A 19,031-nucleotide genomic window follows, 5' to 3' on the forward strand; every position below is an offset into this window, starting at 1 on the left:
TTAAATAATTTCATTGTTTATAAATTTTCTATAATTTAATGCTTCTATTATATGATGTTCTTCAATCTTCTCACTAGATTCTATATCTGCAATAGTTCTAGCAACTTTTAAAATTCTACTATAACCTCTTGTGCTTAAATGAAACTTTTCAAAAGCTAATTCTAATACTTTACTGGTTTTGTTGTCAATAGCACAATACTCTTTTATATGTTTTTGGGACATTTCTGCATTACATCTTATTTTTTCATTTTCAAACCTTTTACTTTGTATTTCTCTTGCATTTTCAACTCTTTTTCTAATTTCACTAGAACTCTCTTTTTTTATGTTGGAATTTATCTCTCCATATGATAATGGATTTACATATGTAAATATGTCTATTCTATCTAAAAGCGGACCAGAAAGTTTTCCAATATATCTTTTTATCTCATAATCACTACATCTACAAGGTTTTATATTTGTACCATAAAATCCACACGGACATGGATTTAGTGCTGCAACTAACATAAAACTACATGGATATTCAACAGTCCCTGAATTCCTTGTAATTTTTATTTTTCTATCTTCTAATGGTTGCCTTAATAATTGTATAATATTTTTTTTAAATTCTAAAATTTCATCTAAGAATAGAACACCATTATGAGCTAAAGATATTTCACCTGGCAAAAGATTTCTTCCTCCCCCACATAATGCAATCTCTGTAGTTGTATTATGTGGACTTCTGAATGGTCTTTCATCTATTAAACCACCTTTATAATTCGATGTTCCATATACACTATATATTTTAGTAACTTCCAACGACTCTTCATAAGTTAATTTAGGAAGTATAGAAACTATTCTTTGAGCTAGCATAGTTTTTCCTGATCCAGGTGCACCAAACATTAATATATTATGTCCACCGGCTGCTGATACTTCTAAAGCTCTTTTAGTAGCTTCCTGTCCTATCACATCTTCAAAATCTAAATTACTTTCACTATTTTCCTTTTTTTCTTCTACAGGAAAATAATATTTAGGCATATCCTTATAAATTAAAAAATTCACTGTTTGTTTTAAATTGCTTAAAGGATATACATTTATATCTTTTATCATTGAACAATCTTTGTAATTATTATAAGGTATTAAAAATTTATTAAAACCTTTCTTATGTCCTTCTATTACACTAGGTAATACACCTCTAACTTTCTTTAAATTTCCTGATAAAGATAATTCACCCATTATTAAATACTGATTTATGTCTTCAACTTCTATTTGTTCACTTTCAATTAGCAATCCTATTGCTATAGGTAAATCAAACATTGTCCCTTCTTTTTTCAAATCTGCTGGTGCTAGATTTATAGTTATTTTATTGTTGGGAAATTCATATCCAGAATTTATTATTGCTGCTCTCACTCTATCTTTTGCTTCTTTTACTGAAGTATCAGCCATTCCAACTATATTAAAAGAAGGTATTCCACGAGATATATCTATTTCTACTGATATAATAACACCTTCTACGCCTAAAAAACTAGCGCATGATAATTGTATAGCCATAATTTAATCATCCTCCTTACACTCAAGTTAATTGTTGACACTTATACAATAAAATAATCTATTTTTCAAATATAAGTTTATTTTATTGAATTTTGTCAAGTATTTAAAAAAAGATATTTTTAGAAAGGATGTATTTTATGAAATTTGATAATAAATCTATAGGCACTATTGGTGAAAATATTGCGGCAGAATATTTGAAAAATCATAATTATAAAATACTTGAAAGAAACTTTTCTTGTAAAATTGGCGAAATTGATATAATTGCAAAAAATGAAAATAATATTTGTTTTATAGAAGTAAAATCTAGAACTTCAGATTATTTTGGCATGCCAAGTGAAGCTGTTAATTACTATAAAGAGCGAAAAATATGTAAGGTAGCTCAATACTATATACTAAAAAAGGATTTGCATAAGTATAACTTAAGATTTGATGTAGTTGAAATAATTTTTAGTTCTACTACATCAAAACTCAACCTGATAAAAAATGCATTCATTATAGATGGTTATATATAACTTACATAAAAATAGATCATGATTTAAATATTTTAAATCATGATCTATTTTTATCTATTATTTTCTAATATATTTTTTAAAAAGCTTAATCTATGTATAGGTGTTAAACCAAATTCTTTTATAGCCCTTACATGCTCCTCAGTTCCATATCCTACATTTTTTTTAAAATTATATTGAGGATATTTTTCACCATATACTTCCATCAACTTATCTCTATAAACTTTAGCTATTATGGATGCACATGCAATATTAGCACTTTTAGTGTCACCTTTTATCACATATTCATTTTTCATATCAAATTCTTTTATTAAGTAACCATCAGATAAAACTAAATCTGGTGCTGTTTTAAGCCCCTTACATGCACGTCTAAAGACTTCATGATTGCAATACCCTATTCCATTTAAATCTATCTCTAAATTGTCCATAACAGCTATATTATATGCAATTGCTCTATTCTTAATCTCTTCACTAAGTTGTTCTCTCAAGTTGTGCGAAAGCTTTTTGGAGTCATTTATATATAATATTAAATCCTTATCCTTTGAATAATCTAAATCTATTATTACAGCTGCTGATACTATAGGACCTGCCAAAGGCCCCCTTCCTACTTCATCTACACCAGCTATATAATAGCCATTATATCCTTTGTCAAAATCATACATATTCTTAACTCTTAAAACTTCTTTATCATATTTTTCAACATTTTTTAAAAGCTTTTCTGATAATTTTTTTACATTTTTTCTTTCATCTTTAGAAAGTTGATGACTTAATTCTAAGTATCTTTTCTTATTATCACCTACAGAATTATTATTAATAAAATCATCTATATAAGTTTTAATATCAGAAAATTTCTTAGAATCTGATATAAAATTATTCATATGTAACACCTACTCTATATTTTCTGATATTTCTTGTGTTTCTGGCTTTTCTAATGATATATTGCCTAATTTTCCGCCTCTAAATTCATCAAGCAACATTGTTGATACTCTATTATAATCTATATTTCCTCCAGATATAACTGCCCCTCTTTTCTTGCCTATGTTATCCATATTTTCGAGTGCAGACTCACTTAACTCTGTAAGTTTGTATCTTTCTTTTAATCTTTCCGGATAATACTCTTGAAGTCTCTCTATTAGTTTTAAAGCTAATTCTTCAGTATCCATAATTTCATCTTTTATCGCACCAGTAAATGCTAAATTAAGTCCTACAGTTTCGTCTTCAAATTTAGGCCATAAAACTCCTGGTGTATCCATAAGTTCTATACCTATTTTAGTTTTTATCCATTGTTTACTTTTTGTAACACCAGGTCTATCTCCTGTTTTAGCAATATTATTCTTCGCTAATTTGTTTATAAATGTTGACTTTCCTACATTAGGTATCCCTACAACCATTACTCTCGTAACAATATTAACTAAACCTTTATTTCTTAATCTATCATGTTTTTCTTTTAAAATTTGATCTAATGCAGGTTTTATATTTTTAAGTCCATTTCCATTCAAACAATTTACAGTTAAAACTTTTGTATATTCATTAGATAAACTTTTTATCCATTCTTTTGTAACTTTGTCTTCACTTAAATCACTTTTATTTAGTAATATTATTCTAGGCTTTCCTTTACATATTTCTTCTATATCTGGATTTGCACTTGATTTTACTATTCTTGCATCTCTTATTTCTATTACAGCATCTACTAGCTTTAAACTTTCTTTTATTTGTCTTCTAGTCTTTGCCATATGCCCTGGAAACCAATTTATACTCATAAAAAACACCTTCTTTTTATATTATTTTATTTAATATTTAAACACTTATTAAAATTTTATCAAGTTTCAAATTCTTCTCTTAAAAAATTAAATAAAAAAAGGGACTTTATAGCCCCATTTTTTACAAATTACTAAATTAACTCTTTAACTTTAGCAGCTTTTCCTACTCTATTTCTTAAGTAGAATAATTTAGCTCTTCTTACTTTACCTCTTCTTACAACATCAACTTTTTCTATAACAGGTGAGTTAATTGGGAAAGTTTTTTCAACTCCTACTCCAGATGCAACTCTTCTTACAGTGAAAGTTTCTCTTGATCCACCATTTTGTATTTTAAGAACTGTTCCTTCAAAAACTTGGATTCTTTCCTTGTTTCCTTCGCTAATTCTTATGTGAACTTTAACAGTATCTCCAACGTTGAATTCTGGTAAATCTGTTCTTATTTGTTCTGCTTCAATTTCTCTTATTATGTCTAACATGTGTATTCCTCCTAAAATTTTTTTTTGACGTTCATAATCACACAATCTGCGACAGAGGACCGCCGGTACTAACACAAGCTTGATTGTATCATATTGCTTTAATTTTATCAATACTCTTTTTTATCTTTATAGTAATTTTCAAGTAATTTTTTATCTTCTTTTGTCAGTTGTATATCATTATATAAGTCTTTTCTTCGTTCTTTAGTAATTAGTAGAGATTTTAATCTTCTATATTTTCTTATATTATCATGATGTCCAGATAATAATATTTCAGGAACTTTGTTTCCACAAAAATCATAAGGCCTTGTATATTGTGGATATTCCAATACACCGTCGTAGAAAGATTCTTCCATAAAACTTTCATCACAAGAAAGCACTTTAGGAATCATTCTACTTATGCTATCTATAACAGGAATGCACGCCATTTCTCCACCAGTTAAAACAAAATCACCTAGTGATATCTCCATATCTATATAATCGTATACTCTTTCATCTATTCCTTCATAATGACCACATAAAAATATTAATTCTTTTTCTTTACTAAGTTGTTTTGCCATATCTTGATTAAAAGTTTTTCCACGTGGCCCTAAAAATATAACCTTACCACTATTTTTCTTTTTTACTTCTTTTATGCAATCAACTATAGGCTGTGGCATCATAACCATACCTGCACCACCACCATATGGATAATCATCAACTTTTTTATGTTTATTTAATGTATAATCCCTTATGTTTACTGTCTCAATTTTTAGAATATCATAATTTTGAGCTCTGCCTATTATGCTATGATTAAAAACATCAAACATTTCTGGGAAAAGAGTTAATATATGAATATTCATTATTCACTCCAAACATTAACAGGTTTTATAAGAACTTTATTTTCTTCTATATTAACCTCTAGAACAATATCTTTTAATGCAGGTATTAAAACTTCTTTTTTTCCACCTTTTACCCAATAAACATCATTGCTTCCTGTTTCTATAACATCGTAAATTTTTCCTAACTTTTCTCCATCTGTATCAAAAACTTCACAATCAAGTAAATCAGCAATATAATATGTATCTTCTTCTAAAATTCTTGCATCTTCTCTATGAATCTTTAAATATTTATTTCTATACTTTTCAGCATCATTCATAGACTCAATACCATCTATTTTTAATATAACTCTATCATTTTGTAGTTTGCAAGATGTTATTCTTCTCTCAACATTATCTATATACACTTTCTTCAGCGTTTTAAATTCTTCTAAACTATCTGTTAAAGAAAAAACTTTTACTTCACCTTTAACGCCATGTGGCTTAGTTATTTGTCCTATGCTCATAAACTCTTTCATTTTTAAGCCTCCTCACAACATATTATAACTAAATATATAATAAATTATATATTAATTATTATCAATATAAATATAAATTTATACACTATATTTTTAATTTCACTTTATGTTTTTTATTTAAAGTTTAATATGTATTCATATAAAATAGAATACTTTATTTTTATATTAAAATAAGAGTTAGGTCATATCCTAACTCTTATGATTCTATAATTTCTACAACAACTCTTTTATTTTCTTTTATAGCTGCTGCTTTTACAACAGTTCTAATAGCCTTAGCTATTCTTCCCTGTTTACCAATCACTTTTCCCATATCCGATTTATCAACTTTTAATTCTAAAATTATAGAATGTTCACTACAAACTTCATTGATTTCAACTGATTCTGGGTTGTCAACTAAAGACTTAGCTATTACCTCTAGTAATGTTTTCATGGAATGCGCCTCCATTCATTTCAACATCAATTATTTTATTCCTGCATTGTTGAAAAGTCTTTTTACTGTTTCAGTAGGTTGTGCACCATTTTTTACCCATTGGTTAGCTTTTTCTTCGTCGATTTTTACTGTAACTGGCTCTGTTGTAGGATTGTAGTATCCTATTTCATCTATAAATCTTCCATCTCTTGGAGATCTTGAATCAGCTACTATTATTCTGTAGAAAGGAGCTTTTTTAGCACCCATTCTTCTTAATCTTATTTTTACTGCCATTTTTAAATTCACCTCCTTTAAAGAATAAAATATTTTATGTTAAAAAGGTAATTTTCCAAATAACCCTTTTTTCATCTTCTTTTGCATACCTTTTTGCATGCCCTTCATATTTTTCATAGTCTTTTTCATTAGTTCATAATGTTTTAAAATTTTATTAACTTCTTGTATTGATGTACCAGATCCATTAGCTATTCTCTTTTTCCTTGATGGTGATGCTATAATTATGCTAGGTTTTCTTCTTTCTTCTAAAGTCATAGAATGAATTATAGACTCTATTTTAGACATTTCTTTTTCACCTTGAGATAAATCTAAATCTTTAAGTTCCTTTGCATTAGCTCCAGGCATCATTTCTAAAATTTTACCTAATGGTCCTAAATTTTTCATTTGCTCTAACATACTTAAAAAATCTTCAAAGTTAAATTCTTGATTTAACATTCTATTTCCAAGTTCTTGAGCTTTTTCTTCATCAATAGCTTCTTGAGCTTTTTCTATTAAAGAAAGTACATCTCCCATACCAAGTATTCTTGATGCCATTCTTTCTGGATAAAAAGTCTCCAAGTCAGACATTTTTTCACCCATACCAACAAATTTAATTGGCTTTTCAGTCATTGCTCTTATTGAAAGGGCAGCACCACCTCTGGTATCACCATCCAACTTTGTTAATATTACACCTGATAATTCTAATTTTGAATTAAAACTCTCAGCCACATTAACAGCATCTTGACCAGTCATAGAATCTACAACTAATAAAATCTCATTTGGATTTACATATTCTTTTATATCCTTTAATTCATCCATAAGTTCTTCATCTATGTGTAATCTACCAGCTGTATCTACTATAACTACATTACATCCTATGCTTTTAGCATGTTCTATAGATGCCTTAGCTATATCTACAGGACTTGTTTGATCTCCCATAGTAAACACTGGTATATCTATTGACTTTCCTACAACTTGCAATTGTTTTATAGCCGCTGGTCTATAAACATCACAAGCTACTAAAAGTGGTTTTTTATTATCTTTTCTAAGTTTAAGTGCTAGCTTTCCCGCCATAGTTGTTTTACCTGCACCTTGCAATCCAACAAGCATAATAACTGAAATCCCATTAGAATTAAGTTCTAATTTACTTTCAGATTCTCCCATAAGCTTTGTTAATTCATCATTAACAATTTTTATAACTTGCTGACCTGGAGTTAAACTTTCTAAAACTTCATTTCCAAGGCACTTTTCACTGACATCTTTTACAAAGTTTTTTACTACCTTGAAATTAACATCTGCTTCAAGTAAGGCTAATTTTACCTCTCTCATGGCTTCTTTTATATCTTTTTCTGAAAGCTTACCCTTACCTTTTAACTTTTTAATAGTTTCTTGTAATTTAGAAGCTAATCCTTCAAAAGCCATAGTAGACCTCCTAAATTTCAATGATATTTTCTATAATATCATCAATTAATGTAGAATTTTTTTTATTATCTATACTTAAACTCTTTAGTTTTTCTATAATCTTTTGTTTACGATTTTCATTCTCCATACTTTTTTCTAAAAGATGAAGTTTCTCTTCATACTCTAATAAAAGATTTTCACATCTCTTTATCGTATCATGAATCGCTTGCCTACTGGTGTGAGTAATTTCTGATATTTCCTTTAATGATAAATCATCATTAAAATAAAACTCCATTACATTATTCTGTTTCTCAGTAAGCAATGGACTGTAAAAATCTAAGAGTAATGATAACTCAAATCTTTTCTCCATATAATCACCAACTCACAAAGATTATATTAACAAAAAGTTTTTTCACTGTCAAGTACTTTTACTTAACATATACATTTTTTATTAATGTTTAAATTTTTAAAATAATGCTTCAACAAATTCTTTTGAATTAAACTCTTGTAAATCATCAATTCCTTCACCAACACCAATGAATTTTACAGGTATATTTAATTGGCTCTTTATAGATATAACAACTCCCCCCTTAGCTGTACCATCTAATTTTGTTAGTACAATTCCATCAATCGGACATGCTTCCATGAATTGTTTTGCTTGTATAACTGCATTTTGCCCCGTAGTTGCATCTAAAACTAATAACGTCTCTCTATGTGCTTCACTAAATTCTCTATCTATAACTCTATTTATTTTTGCCAATTCATCCATAAGATTTTTCTTATTATGAAGCCTACCTGCTGTATCGCATATTAGTACATCTGTATTTCTAGCTTTCGCTGCTTGAACTGCATCATATACTACTGCTGCTGGGTCAGAACCTTCTTGGTGTTTTATTATATCCACGTTTGCTCTTTTACTCCAAACTTCTAATTGATCAATTGCAGCTGCTCTAAATGTATCAGCTGCTGCTAACAACACTTTATAGTTTTCATTTTTTATTTTAGTTGCTATTTTTCCTATTGAAGTTGTTTTTCCTACACCATTTACCCCAATAATAAGTTTAACTTCCGGTGTTTTTTCTGGCTTTATAGATGTAACTTCTTCACCCATCATTTCAATTATAACTTCTTTCATACATGGCTTAACCATAGCAACATCTTTTATCTTTTCTCTTTTTATCTTTTCTTTTAACTTCTCAATTATTTCTACTGATGTTTCAACACCTATATCACTTACTATTAACGCTTCTTCAAGTTCTTCATAAAGGTCATCATCTATAGTTACTGCTAAACTTAAAGCGTCAGAAACAGCACTAGCTATATTATCTCTTGTCTTTGTCAATCCTTCCTTTAATTTATCAAAAAATTTTCCAAACATAAAAATTCCTCCTTAAGTATGAGATTACAAACTATATTTATAAATTTATCAAATTTAATTTTATAGTTTTCTACATTTCCACTTATAAACTAAAATTTCATTTAACAAAGTCATAATTTCAAAATTTAATTTGTAACCATATATAATATTAAAATCATCTCTAAGTTGTAAAATCTACTGATACAACTTTAGATACTCCTTTTTCCTCCATAGTAACTCCATACAACATATCACTTGCTTCCATAGTACCTTTTCTATGTGTTATAACTATGAATTGTATATTATCTGAAAACTGTTTTAAAAACTCTGCATATCTTATTACATTAGCATCATCTAATGCAGCTTCAATTTCATCCAATATACAAAATGGAGTAGGTTTCATCTTTAATATTGCAAATAATAATGCTATAGCTGATAGAACTTTTTCTCCACCTGATAATAAATTGATATTTTGAAGTTTTTTCCCAGGCGGTTCAACATTAATATCAATTTTTGAAGTTAATTCATCTCCATCACTTAAAATTAAATCTGCACTTCCACCTTTAAATAATTCCTTAAAAGTTTCATTGAAGTTTTTTCTAAGTTTAACAAAATTATCCTTAAAAACTTCTCTCATTTTATCTGTCATTTCATATATTACTTGTAATAATTCATTTTTAGCATTTACTAAGTCTTCTTTTTGTGAAAGCATAAAATTATATTTTTCTTTAACCTCTTTATATTCTTCTATGGCACCAACATTAACTGATCCTAATGAAGCTATCTGCAACTTAATTGAAGAAACTTCTTCTTTTAATATATTAATATTTTCTATATCTTCTTTAAACTCTAAAGCTTCAGCATAGGTTAATTTAAATTCTTCATTTAATTTTGTAAATAAATTTTCTTTTTCTGTCTCTATTTTTGCAAGTGCCACCTGATATTTATGAAGTTCTTTTTCTATATTTTCTAATTCCAATGTTAAATCTTCTTCTTTTGCTTTTTGTTTTGTACTATCTTCTTTTAAACTTATTCTTTTTACTTCACTTTCTTCTATATTTTTTTCCATAACACTTAAATTTGAAAGTATATCTTCTATACTATTTTTATTACTATTCAAAATTTCTTTATATTTTTCTAAGTTATCATTAAACGAAACTTTTTCCTTTTCTAAAGACTCTATTTTTAAGCTATACTCTTTTATACTTTCCTTTATTCTACTTATATCACTTTCCTTAGAGTTAAGAATCTCGTCATTTTTTGCTTTTTCAATCTTTAAATCAGTTAACTTATTTTTATGAGATTCTACAATTTCATTTCTTTCTTTTAGGCCCTCTTTAAGAATTTTACCTTCTTCTTCTATATTTTTCAAATCTTCATCTATAGTTTTTAATATTTCTTTACTATCATTCAAATCCCTAGCTATAATGCTTTCTTCCTCATTAATAGTTTTAGATAATTCAAAATTACTTTGTAAATCCTTCTGTAATTTTATACTTTCCTCTTTTATGGCATTTATTTTTTCTTCTACTTTAGTTTTCTCTATATTTTCAAAGTGAATATAATCTCTCAAATTTAAGTTTTCTTCATCTAACAACTTTATGCTATCCATTAAATTTGTTATAGTTTGATTTTTATTTTCTATATCCTTAGTAACTTCATTTAATTTTATCTTTAATTCTTCAATTTCTCTTTTTCTACCTATAACATTATTAGCTTTAGAATATATACTACCACCAGTTAATGCTCCACCAGGACTTATAACTTCTCCTGTTAATGTAACAATTTTTTGTTTATAATTAAGTACTTTAGCTATATTTAATGCATTATTCATATTATCACAAATAACAGTTTTTCCTAGCGAGTAATCAATTATCCCTTTAAACTTATCTTCAAATTTTAAAAGTTCACTTGCTATACCAATGTATCCATTCATTGATTTAACATTATTACCTAGCTCTATAACTTTTCCTTTTACAATTCCAAGCGGTAAAAATGTAGCTCTACCTAGTGATTTTTTCTTTAAATAGTCAATAAGTCTTTTAGCTTGATCTTCATTTTCTGTTATAATATTAGATAAACTTCCACCTAATGCAATTTCTATAGCTGTTTCAAACTTTTTATCAACTTCAATAATTTCACCTAATATGTAGCAATTACCTTTTAAATTTTCCACTTTACCTTGGTCAACATGTTGCATTAAGGTTTTTACTGATCGGTTGTATCCTTCATATTGCTTTTCTAAATTTACAAGCATATTTAAATTTGCATCTACTCTATTAGATGTAGCAACTAATTCCCTTAACTTCTTCTCTTCTATTGTATGACTATGTCTAAGCTTCCCTATTTCATTTTTATTTACTTTCACTTGTTCTTCATAATTATTTATTTTTTTAGATATATTTTCTTTTTCATTCTCTAAAACATTTTTTGTACTTTTATTTATTTTTATAGAACTCTCAATACTTTCTATCTCATATTTTAAGCTTTCTATTTTTTGCTTAATACTTTCTATTTTATTATTAAAAATAACAATGTTATTATTTTGTTTATTTTTTTCTAAATTTAACTTGTCTTTTGTTCTTTCATTTTCTTGAAGTTTTTTATTTTCTTTTAAGTTATCTCCTAATATATCTTCAACTGCATCTTCTTTTTCTTTTATTTTGTTTTCTATACTAGTTTTTAACTCTAAAAACTTTTTCAATTCATCTTCTGCTTTACAAAGACTTTCAGAAACTTCATTTAATCTGTTTCCTATTTCATCTCTCTCTTTACCAATTTTTATAATTGATTCATTTATAACTTGTATTCTCTCTTCTAATATTTTTATTTCTGATAATACTTGCTGATGTTTAGATTTATTATTATAAAATTCTTGCTTATCCCTTGATATATTAACTTCAAATTCCTCTAATATTTTTGTTTGTTCTTCTACTTTTGACTTTAACTTTCGTCTCTCATCTAACTTTTCTTGTAATTCTCTATTTATAACTTCGCACTGACCTTTATAACTAGATATCTTAATGTGATTTTTTTCTATAAAGTCAATGATAATATTTATCTCACTAACCTTTAAATCTTGGGATAACTCTAAAAATTTTGTAGCTTTATCACTTTCCATTTTTAAAGGTTCTATTCTTTCTTCATAAGTTCCTAAAATATCATCTATCCTCACTAAGTTCTGCTCAGTATTTTCTAGCTTTCTCTCAGATTCCTCTTTTCTGTTCTTATACTTAACTATTCCTGCTGCTTCCTCAAGAAGTTTTCTTCTTTCTTCTGGCTTTCCGCTCAAAATAGCATCTATTTTTCCTTGACCTATAATAGAATATCCTTCTTTTCCTATACCTGTATCCATAAAAAGATTTTGTACATCTCTTAATCTGCATATAGTATTGTTTATAAGATATTCACTTTCCCCTGAACGATATAATCTTCTAGATATAACTACTTCTGAATATTCTACAGCTAGTTCTGAATCTGAATTATCAAGAATTAACGAAACTTGTGCAAGTCCTACAGGCTTTCTAAATTGAGTTCCTGCAAAAATTACATCTTCCATTTTGTCTCCTCTTAAATTTTTAACACTTTGCTCACCTAAAACCCATCTTACTGCATCTGATATATTACTTTTTCCACTTCCATTTGGCCCTACAACTGCTGTTATTCCATTTTTAAATACTAATTCTGTCTTATCTGCAAAGGATTTAAATCCTCTTATTTCAATAGATTTTAAAAACATCTATAATTTCTCCTAATATCTTATTATTAATGGCATAACAATTCCTAAAATCATTACTACTGAAATAACTGTGGCCATTATTTTAATCATTTTTTCCCTTTTTTTCTTATTCATAATATATTACCTCTTTCCTTTTCTTTTTTATAGGGCTTTAAGTCAAACTCTAAACACTTTTAAACTTAATGCTCCCCTAAAATATTTTAACTTCAACATTAAATTTTATTATCATCCTTTAATTGTATTGAATACTTTTTAAATCGTTTTTTCCTATATATTCTATAATTAAAAATTTATTTGTTTATTTCTATAAAAAACTTCAGTTTTATTTTGACTATTCTCATTTTCCTATACACCATATTTATTATATTATAATATATAAATTGTACAAGTCATATAAAAAAAATAACAAGTTATCCGCAACTTTTTTAATATTATAATATAAATGTGTTAATTTTACATTTTATTGTAATATCAATTGCATATAACTAGTTATTTTCATAATTAATTAAATTTTATTTTACTATAATACATCTAGTTCACTTACTAATACATCTTTATCAATAAAGTTTAACTCAATGCTACCTCTTTTTATCTTATCATCTTGATAAACTTTCAATTTGGATTTATTAATATTCTTTAACATATCATTAAAATATCTCTTCTTATTTGCATATAGTTTAGATATATCTTTAGGATTAATCTTCAAACTGTTAAGTTCTCCATTTATAGATACATATTTCAATATCAAATCCTTATATATAGAAGACTCAACAAGTTCTCTAAATGCTGGATGGAATGGGCCTTCAACTATTTCTTTATCATAATTTATCTCTTCTGTTGGTTGCAATCCTATTCTTATAACATTTATGCCATTTGCTGCATACATTTTATAAATGTTTTTACTTATCTCAACAGCTTCATCTAAAGTGTATGGACTATACTCTTTTCTCTCTAACAAAAGCTCCATAGGTGTATTTTTTATAACTAAAGATGGATAAATCCTACATATATCTGGCTTCATTTCAATGCTCTTTCTTGCAGTATTTATATCTTTTTCCTCAGTATCACCAGGAAGTCCTAACATTATTTGATGCCCTAATGTAAAACCATATTCTTTTATTAGCTTAGATGCCTTTTCTACATCTTCTGCACTATGTCCTCTTCCACTTTTTATTAAAACTTCATCATCAAGAGATTGAACTCCTAATTCTATTATATCTGCATCATATTGTTTTAAATTCTCAAGTATAAATTCATCTATATAATCTGGACGCGTTGACATTCTTATATATTTAATTTTTCCAATATCCTTAAATTCCTTAGCAACTTTTAAAAGTTCTCTTTGTTTATTTATATTTATAGCTGTAAATGTTCCTCCAAAGAATGATACCTCTATTGTTGCATTAGTGTGATCTATAGTTTCTAAATATTCTTCTATAGTTCTTCTTACATACTCACCATCAATTTTTTGTTGAATTCCTGTTATACTGTTTTGATTACAAAATACACAAGTATGTGGACATCCTTCATGTGGAACAAATATAGGTATTATATAATGGTTTTTACTCATCTTTTATCTCCTTGCCTAAAACTACTTCTTTAGCTGCATTTTGTTCTGCTTCTTTTTTACTATATCCTACACCTTGACCTTTAGAACTCCCATTTATAACAACTTCTACATAAAATAATCTTCTATGAGGTGGTCCTTCAAATTTTAAAAGATTATATACTATACTTACCTCACCATTTTTTTGTAAATTTTCTTGTAGTTTAGTTTTATAATCTATAATAATTTCATTTTTCATAGCTTTTTCAATTATGACATTGAAATTTTCTAGAATAAACTTACGTGCAACTTCAAGTCCTCTATCTAAATAAACCGCCGCTATTATTGCTTCTACAGCATCCGCTAAAATAGATGTTCTAGTTCTTCCCCCTGTAAGTTCTTCTCCCCTGCTCATAGTTATGTAATTTCCTAAATCCCACTTTTTAGCTACTTCATATAAAGAATTTTCACAAACAATTAAAGATCTCACCCTTGTTAAATATCCTTCACCCTCTTTTTCATTATTATTAAATAAATACTCAGATATGACAAGTTGTAAAACCGAGTCTCCTAAAAATTCTAATGTTTCGTTATATTCAACACCTTTTTTTTGATTAGCATATGAACTATGTGTAATTGCTTTTTGTAAAAGCCTTATATTGTTCATATCTATACCTAACTTTTCTTTTAATTCTACTGTAGTTTGCCTAATTTTCATTACTTTTCTCCTTTTAGGAGTGTATTCCTCAGCTTATTATAAATTTAATAAGTTGAGGAAAAAACTCCCTGTTATCTTTTTTTAGAAAATGAAGTCCCGCATCTTTACAGAACTTCATTTCAATACTTCTTCAATAGTGTATTAATTAAGTGTCATTTCTGCACTTTTCAAATATAATTCTACATCTAAGTTTTTCTAAATATAGAATAATTATTCTTCTATACGTGTTTTTAAATACTCAGTTACATCTCCAACTGTAGATATTTTTTCAGCATCTTCATCTGGAATTTCAATATCAAACTCTTCTTCTAAAGCCATTATTAATTCAACTATGTCTAAAGAATCTGCACCTAAATCATCTATAAATGAAGACTCTAATGTGATTTCCTCTGGATTAATACTTAATTGTTCTGCTATTTTTTCTCTAATTTTTTCAAACATTTACTTCAGCCTCCTAATAATATATAACATGTCATTATTAATATTAAAATATATATTAATACTAATCAATATATATTTTAATATTAAATACATTTTAATAATATACTTAAAATTTTCAAAATTATTCACTATTTACAGATTATTCATTCCTTGTTGATTTTCTAATTCAGCTTGAATTTTTTCAACCACTTTATTATCATATGTCTTTTTTGCTTGCCTTATAGCATTTTTAAAGGCTTTAGCATTGGAACTACCATGTGCTTTGATACAAATCCCTTTAACACCTAAAAAAGCTGCTCCGCCTTCTTCTGTATAATCAAAATCTTTTTTTATCTTTTTGAATGCTGGTTTCACAAGCATAGCACCTATTTTAGTTCTCATAGTACTCATTAGATTATTCTTTATTATAGAAAATAAATTTGATGTAACACCTTCATACATTTTTAGAACTGTATTTCCTACAAATCCATCACACACCAATACTTGAACATCACCTGATGTAATATCTCTCGGTTCTACATTACCCACAAAATTCAATGAAGTTTCCTTTAAAAGTTTATGTGCATTTTTAGTAAGCTCATTTCCTTTTTCTTCTTCTGCTCCAATATTTATAAGCCCAACCTTTGGATTTTTAAAATTTAATACACTCTCATAATAAATTTTTCCCATAAGCGCAAATTGCACTAAATAATGAGGCTTACATTCAGCATTAGCACCTGTATCTGCAACCATAAAAGGTCCATTTAATCCTGGCATAACTGGTGCTAAAACAGGTCTATCTATACCTTTTATTCTGCCAACAATAAGAGTACATCCTGCCAAAAACGCACCTGTGCTTCCTGCAGATATTATTCCATCTACTTCTTTGTTTTTTAGTAAGTTTAATGCCTTATTGATACTTGAGTCCTTTTTTCTCTTTATAGCCATTACAGGATGCTCATTAGGACTTATAACCTCTGTTGCATCTAATACTGTTATTCTATTTTTATCATATTGGTATTTTGATAATTCCTCTTTTATAGTCTTTTCTGGTCCAGTAATAACTATTTCTATATCATTAAACTCATTTACAGCCATCACAGTGCCTTCTACAACTGCTGATGGTGAATTATCTCCACCCATGCCATCTACTGCAAATTTCATAGATTAAATCCTCACTTATTCTATAAATTAATTATATTACAATATAAAAATATTTCCACTATCTTTAAGCTACTTTATATTTAATATATCATGTAAAAATATTATATAAAAAATAAAAGAAAGTCAAGTGACTTTCTTTTATTATTTATCAGTTGAAACAACTTCTCTATTTTTGTAATATCCACAGCTCTTGCAAACTCTGTGCGCAAGTTTCATTTCATGACATTGAGGACATTCAACTATTCCTGGTAAACCAAGTTTAAATGTTTGTGCTCTTCTTGAATCTCTTCTAGCTTTAGAGAACTTTCTCGCAGGATTTCCCATTGTAACACCTCCTTATGAGTTAGAAAATAATTCCTTTAATTTTGCCAACCTGGGATCAATATCTTCATTATTGCATTTGCACTCTGAAGAATTTAAGTTCGTTCCACATTGTTGGCATAATCCCTTACAACTTTCACTGCAAAGTCTTTTTACAGGAAGTTCTAATGCTAAACTATTTTCTATGATTTGGTAAAGATTTAATTTATCGATATCAATTAAGATAATCTCTGCATCATCGTTATTAATAGTATCTGAAAGCTTTTCTTTTATATCTATTGAAATACTCTTAGAAAAACTATCATTACATCTTGAACACGCTAATAAAACTTCTGTTTCTGCTTTACCTGTTAAATCAAAGATTCCATCTACATATCTCACAGATCCATTAAATTTTATAGGCCTTAAAAACTTTACGATTTCACCATTATCATTGAAATATTCTTTACAAATTTCTAGATTTAGTTCTTTTCTTCCATGTTTTTTATTTTTTAATTCTGAAAGGTCTATGTACATATTTTTCGCTCTGAAAAACATTATATATTTTTCTCATATGAATTTCATCCATATATAAATGAATTTTGTCCATACATAATGTGAATAACTTCACATAGCTCGAGCAATAGCTACTTCGCCCCTCCTTATTTTTCATTCAAGACTTTACTATTTTCAAACATAAGTTATTATATAAATTATATCTATAAAAGTCAATAGTTAATTATTAAATATAATAATATTATATTTTCAAAAATATCGTTGAAGCAAACCCTAAACTTAATTTTTATAATTAAATTTAGGTTTGCTTTTTATATTAAGAGAAATATAAATTATTTTGCAGTTAAAGTTTTAGTATCTCTTGCTATCATTAACTCTTCATTTGTTGGTATAACAAATACTTTAACTGTAGCATCTGAAGTACTTACTTCAACAGATTTTCCTCTTACATTGTTTTTCTCAGAGTCTACTTTTATTCCCATAAATTCTAAACCTTGGCATATTGCTTCTCTTGTTGTTGGAGAATTTTCACCAAGTCCAGCTGTAAATACAACTGCATCAACTCCACCCATAGCTGCAGCATATGCACCTATAGTTTCTCTTACTCTGAAGTTGTAAACATCTAATGCAAGCTCTGCTCTTTTATTTCCTTCTTTAGCTGCATTTTCTATATCTCTGAAGTCACTGCTTACTCCTGAAATTCCTAAAACACCTGATTGTTTGTTGAATAAGTTATCAACTTCATCAGCAGTCATATTTTCTTCTCTCATTAAGAACATAGCTATAGCAGGGTCTATGTTTCCACATCTTGTTCCCATTGCTATACCTTCAAGCGGAGTGAATCCCATACTTGTATCAACAACTTTTCCACCTTTTACAGCAGCTAAGCTAGCACCGTTTCCTAAGTGGCAAGTTATTATTTTTATATCTTCTATGTTTTTTCCCATCATTTCTGCTGCTTGAGCTGAAACAAATTTGTGAGATGTTCCGTGGAAACCATATTTTCTTATTCCATGTTTTTCATAAAGTTCATATGGTAATGGATAGATATAAGCTTCTTCTCCCATAGTTTGGTGGAATGCTGTATCAAATACTCCTACCATTGGTGTAGTTGGCATTAATTCTTTACAAGCATTAATTCCTATTATGTTTGCTGGGTTATGAAGTGGTGCAAGTTTTATGCACTCTTCTAATTTAGCCATTACGTCATCTGTTATTACTACTGATGATGCATATTTTTCTCCTCCATGAACAACTCTGTGTCCAACAGCATTGATTTCACTCATGCTAGTTATTACTCCATGCTCTTTATCAGTTAAAGCATCTATAACGTGTTGTATAGCTTCTTTATGTGTTGGCATTGGTTCCTGTATTATGTATTTATCTCTTCCTGGAACCTTTTGAGTTAATATTGAACCTTCAATTCCTATTCTTTCTACTAATCCTTGAGCTATAGCTTCTTCATTTTCCATATTTATTAATTGGTATTTTAATGAAGAACTTCCGCAGTTAATTACAAGTACTTTCATTGTAATTCCTCCTTAAACTTAAACTAATTTTTAATTTAATAAATAAACTAATAA

20 protein-coding genes are annotated in these 19,031 nt (G+C 27.8%); 1 reads left to right on the forward strand and 19 read right to left on the reverse strand.

Annotation, left to right across the window (positions count from 1 at the left end; all coding sequences use genetic code 11):
* Complete coding sequence (locus AC07E4_RS17520) at positions 1-1,527, reverse strand: YifB family Mg chelatase-like AAA ATPase (RefSeq protein WP_478217058.1); 1,527 nt, start codon at positions 1,525-1,527, stop codon at positions 1-3.
* 137 nt (positions 1,528-1,664) lie between these two features.
* Here AC07E4_RS17520 and AC07E4_RS17525 point away from each other — a divergent pair, with 137 nt between their 5' ends.
* Positions 1,665-2,039 (forward strand): YraN family protein, encoded by a 375-nt coding sequence (locus tag AC07E4_RS17525; protein WP_430829565.1) that lies wholly within the window; start codon positions 1,665-1,667, stop codon positions 2,037-2,039.
* A gap of 50 nt (positions 2,040-2,089) precedes the next feature.
* Here AC07E4_RS17525 and AC07E4_RS17530 read toward each other — a convergent pair whose 3' ends face one another.
* From AC07E4_RS17530 to AC07E4_RS17615, 18 genes are all read right to left on the reverse strand, one after another.
* Positions 2,090-2,914 (reverse strand): ribonuclease HII, encoded by an 825-nt coding sequence (locus tag AC07E4_RS17530; protein WP_478217059.1) that lies wholly within the window; start codon positions 2,912-2,914, stop codon positions 2,090-2,092.
* 9 nt (positions 2,915-2,923) lie between these two features.
* A complete protein-coding gene (ylqF, locus tag AC07E4_RS17535; protein WP_034438735.1) occupies positions 2,924-3,796 on the reverse strand; it encodes a ribosome biogenesis GTPase YlqF in 873 nt (290 codons plus the stop codon).
* Between the two features lie 131 nt (positions 3,797-3,927).
* Positions 3,928-4,272 (reverse strand): 50S ribosomal protein L19, encoded by a 345-nt coding sequence (rplS, locus tag AC07E4_RS17540; protein WP_034438737.1) that lies wholly within the window; start codon positions 4,270-4,272, stop codon positions 3,928-3,930.
* A 107-nt stretch (positions 4,273-4,379) separates the two neighbouring features.
* Complete coding sequence (gene trmD / locus AC07E4_RS17545; protein WP_478217060.1) at positions 4,380-5,111, reverse strand: tRNA (guanosine(37)-N1)-methyltransferase TrmD; 732 nt, start codon at positions 5,109-5,111, stop codon at positions 4,380-4,382.
* Positions 5,111-5,605, reverse strand: a complete 495-nt coding sequence (gene rimM, locus AC07E4_RS17550; protein WP_034438742.1) for a ribosome maturation factor RimM — start codon at positions 5,603-5,605, stop codon at positions 5,111-5,113. Before rimM ends, trmD begins: the two co-directional genes overlap by 1 nt.
* Before the next feature lie 196 nt (positions 5,606-5,801).
* Positions 5,802-6,035, reverse strand: a complete 234-nt coding sequence (locus AC07E4_RS17555) for a KH domain-containing protein (RefSeq protein WP_034438743.1) — start codon at positions 6,033-6,035, stop codon at positions 5,802-5,804.
* 30 nt (positions 6,036-6,065) lie between these two features.
* The gene (gene rpsP, locus AC07E4_RS17560) at positions 6,066-6,308 is read right to left on the reverse strand and encodes a 30S ribosomal protein S16 (protein ID WP_034438745.1); all 243 of its coding nucleotides are present in this window, start codon (positions 6,306-6,308) and stop codon (positions 6,066-6,068) included.
* A 39-nt stretch (positions 6,309-6,347) separates the two neighbouring features.
* Entirely contained in the window at positions 6,348-7,709 is a 1,362-nt protein-coding gene (gene ffh, locus AC07E4_RS17565) for a signal recognition particle protein (RefSeq protein WP_430829563.1), read from the reverse strand.
* 10 nt (positions 7,710-7,719) lie between these two features.
* Positions 7,720-8,058: a putative DNA-binding protein gene (locus AC07E4_RS17570; protein ID WP_040330692.1), complete on the reverse strand. Its 339-nt coding sequence runs from the start codon at positions 8,056-8,058 to the stop codon at positions 7,720-7,722.
* 96 nt (positions 8,059-8,154) lie between these two features.
* Positions 8,155-9,066 (reverse strand): signal recognition particle-docking protein FtsY, encoded by a 912-nt coding sequence (gene ftsY / locus AC07E4_RS17575; RefSeq protein WP_040330693.1) that lies wholly within the window; start codon positions 9,064-9,066, stop codon positions 8,155-8,157.
* A 160-nt stretch (positions 9,067-9,226) separates the two neighbouring features.
* Positions 9,227-12,784: a chromosome segregation protein SMC gene (smc, locus tag AC07E4_RS17580; RefSeq protein WP_478217061.1), complete on the reverse strand. Its 3,558-nt coding sequence runs from the start codon at positions 12,782-12,784 to the stop codon at positions 9,227-9,229.
* A gap of 520 nt (positions 12,785-13,304) precedes the next feature.
* Positions 13,305-14,354: an elongator complex protein 3 gene (locus AC07E4_RS17585; RefSeq protein WP_040330695.1), complete on the reverse strand. Its 1,050-nt coding sequence runs from the start codon at positions 14,352-14,354 to the stop codon at positions 13,305-13,307.
* A complete protein-coding gene (gene rnc / locus AC07E4_RS17590; RefSeq protein WP_040330697.1) occupies positions 14,347-15,048 on the reverse strand; it encodes a ribonuclease III in 702 nt (233 codons plus the stop codon). The genes AC07E4_RS17585 and rnc overlap by 8 nt, the downstream gene beginning before the upstream one ends.
* A gap of 210 nt (positions 15,049-15,258) precedes the next feature.
* Entirely contained in the window at positions 15,259-15,489 is a 231-nt protein-coding gene (acpP, locus tag AC07E4_RS17595) for an acyl carrier protein (protein ID WP_040330698.1), read from the reverse strand.
* 132 nt (positions 15,490-15,621) lie between these two features.
* Positions 15,622-16,632, reverse strand: coding sequence for a phosphate acyltransferase PlsX (gene plsX / locus AC07E4_RS17600; protein ID WP_478217062.1), 1,011 nt, complete (start codon positions 16,630-16,632; stop codon positions 15,622-15,624).
* Positions 16,633-16,773: 141 nt separating this feature from the next.
* On the reverse strand, positions 16,774-16,956 hold the full coding sequence (gene rpmF, locus AC07E4_RS17605) for a 50S ribosomal protein L32 (RefSeq protein WP_040330700.1): 183 nt from the start codon (positions 16,954-16,956) through the stop codon (positions 16,774-16,776).
* Positions 16,957-16,968: 12 nt separating this feature from the next.
* Positions 16,969-17,490: a YceD family protein gene (locus AC07E4_RS17610; protein WP_478217063.1), complete on the reverse strand. Its 522-nt coding sequence runs from the start codon at positions 17,488-17,490 to the stop codon at positions 16,969-16,971.
* A gap of 290 nt (positions 17,491-17,780) precedes the next feature.
* On the reverse strand, positions 17,781-18,977 hold the full coding sequence (locus AC07E4_RS17615; RefSeq protein WP_040330701.1) for an acetate kinase: 1,197 nt from the start codon (positions 18,975-18,977) through the stop codon (positions 17,781-17,783).
* Between the last annotated feature and the right edge of the window lie 54 nt (positions 18,978-19,031).

The organism is Clostridium amazonense (assembly GCF_056431285.1).

Bases quoted from the DNA above. Each gene is read 5' to 3' on its own strand.
- AC07E4_RS17615 (WP_040330701.1), bottom strand. From the start codon at position 18,977: ATGAAAGTACTTGTAATTAACTGCGGAAGTTCTTCATTAAAATACCAA.
- AC07E4_RS17555 (WP_034438743.1), bottom strand. From the start codon at position 6,035: ATGAAAACATTACTAGAGGTAATAGCTAAGTCTTTAGTTGACAACCCA.
- AC07E4_RS17525 (WP_430829565.1), top strand. From the start codon at position 1,665: ATGAAATTTGATAATAAATCTATAGGCACTATTGGTGAAAATATTGCG.
- rplS (WP_034438737.1), bottom strand. From the start codon at position 4,272: ATGTTAGACATAATAAGAGAAATTGAAGCAGAACAAATAAGAACAGAT.
- plsX (WP_478217062.1), bottom strand. From the start codon at position 16,632: ATGAAATTTGCAGTAGATGGCATGGGTGGAGATAATTCACCATCAGCA.
- acpP (WP_040330698.1), bottom strand. From the start codon at position 15,489: ATGTTTGAAAAAATTAGAGAAAAAATAGCAGAACAATTAAGTATTAAT.
- ylqF (WP_034438735.1), bottom strand. From the start codon at position 3,796: ATGAGTATAAATTGGTTTCCAGGGCATATGGCAAAGACTAGAAGACAA.
- ffh (WP_430829563.1), bottom strand. From the start codon at position 7,709: ATGGCTTTTGAAGGATTAGCTTCTAAATTACAAGAAACTATTAAAAAG.
- AC07E4_RS17585 (WP_040330695.1), bottom strand. From the start codon at position 14,354: ATGAGTAAAAACCATTATATAATACCTATATTTGTTCCACATGAAGGA.
- rpsP (WP_034438745.1), bottom strand. From the start codon at position 6,308: ATGGCAGTAAAAATAAGATTAAGAAGAATGGGTGCTAAAAAAGCTCCT.
- AC07E4_RS17570 (WP_040330692.1), bottom strand. From the start codon at position 8,058: ATGGAGAAAAGATTTGAGTTATCATTACTCTTAGATTTTTACAGTCCA.
- rnc (WP_040330697.1), bottom strand. From the start codon at position 15,048: ATGAAAATTAGGCAAACTACAGTAGAATTAAAAGAAAAGTTAGGTATA.
- AC07E4_RS17530 (WP_478217059.1), bottom strand. From the start codon at position 2,914: ATGAATAATTTTATATCAGATTCTAAGAAATTTTCTGATATTAAAACT.
- smc (WP_478217061.1), bottom strand. From the start codon at position 12,784: ATGTTTTTAAAATCTATTGAAATAAGAGGATTTAAATCCTTTGCAGAT.
- ftsY (WP_040330693.1), bottom strand. From the start codon at position 9,066: ATGTTTGGAAAATTTTTTGATAAATTAAAGGAAGGATTGACAAAGACA.
- rimM (WP_034438742.1), bottom strand. From the start codon at position 5,605: ATGAAAGAGTTTATGAGCATAGGACAAATAACTAAGCCACATGGCGTT.
- trmD (WP_478217060.1), bottom strand. From the start codon at position 5,111: ATGAATATTCATATATTAACTCTTTTCCCAGAAATGTTTGATGTTTTT.
- AC07E4_RS17610 (WP_478217063.1), bottom strand. From the start codon at position 17,490: ATGTTTTTCAGAGCGAAAAATATGTACATAGACCTTTCAGAATTAAAA.
- AC07E4_RS17520 (WP_478217058.1), bottom strand. From the start codon at position 1,527: ATGGCTATACAATTATCATGCGCTAGTTTTTTAGGCGTAGAAGGTGTT.
- rpmF (WP_040330700.1), bottom strand. From the start codon at position 16,956: ATGGGAAATCCTGCGAGAAAGTTCTCTAAAGCTAGAAGAGATTCAAGA.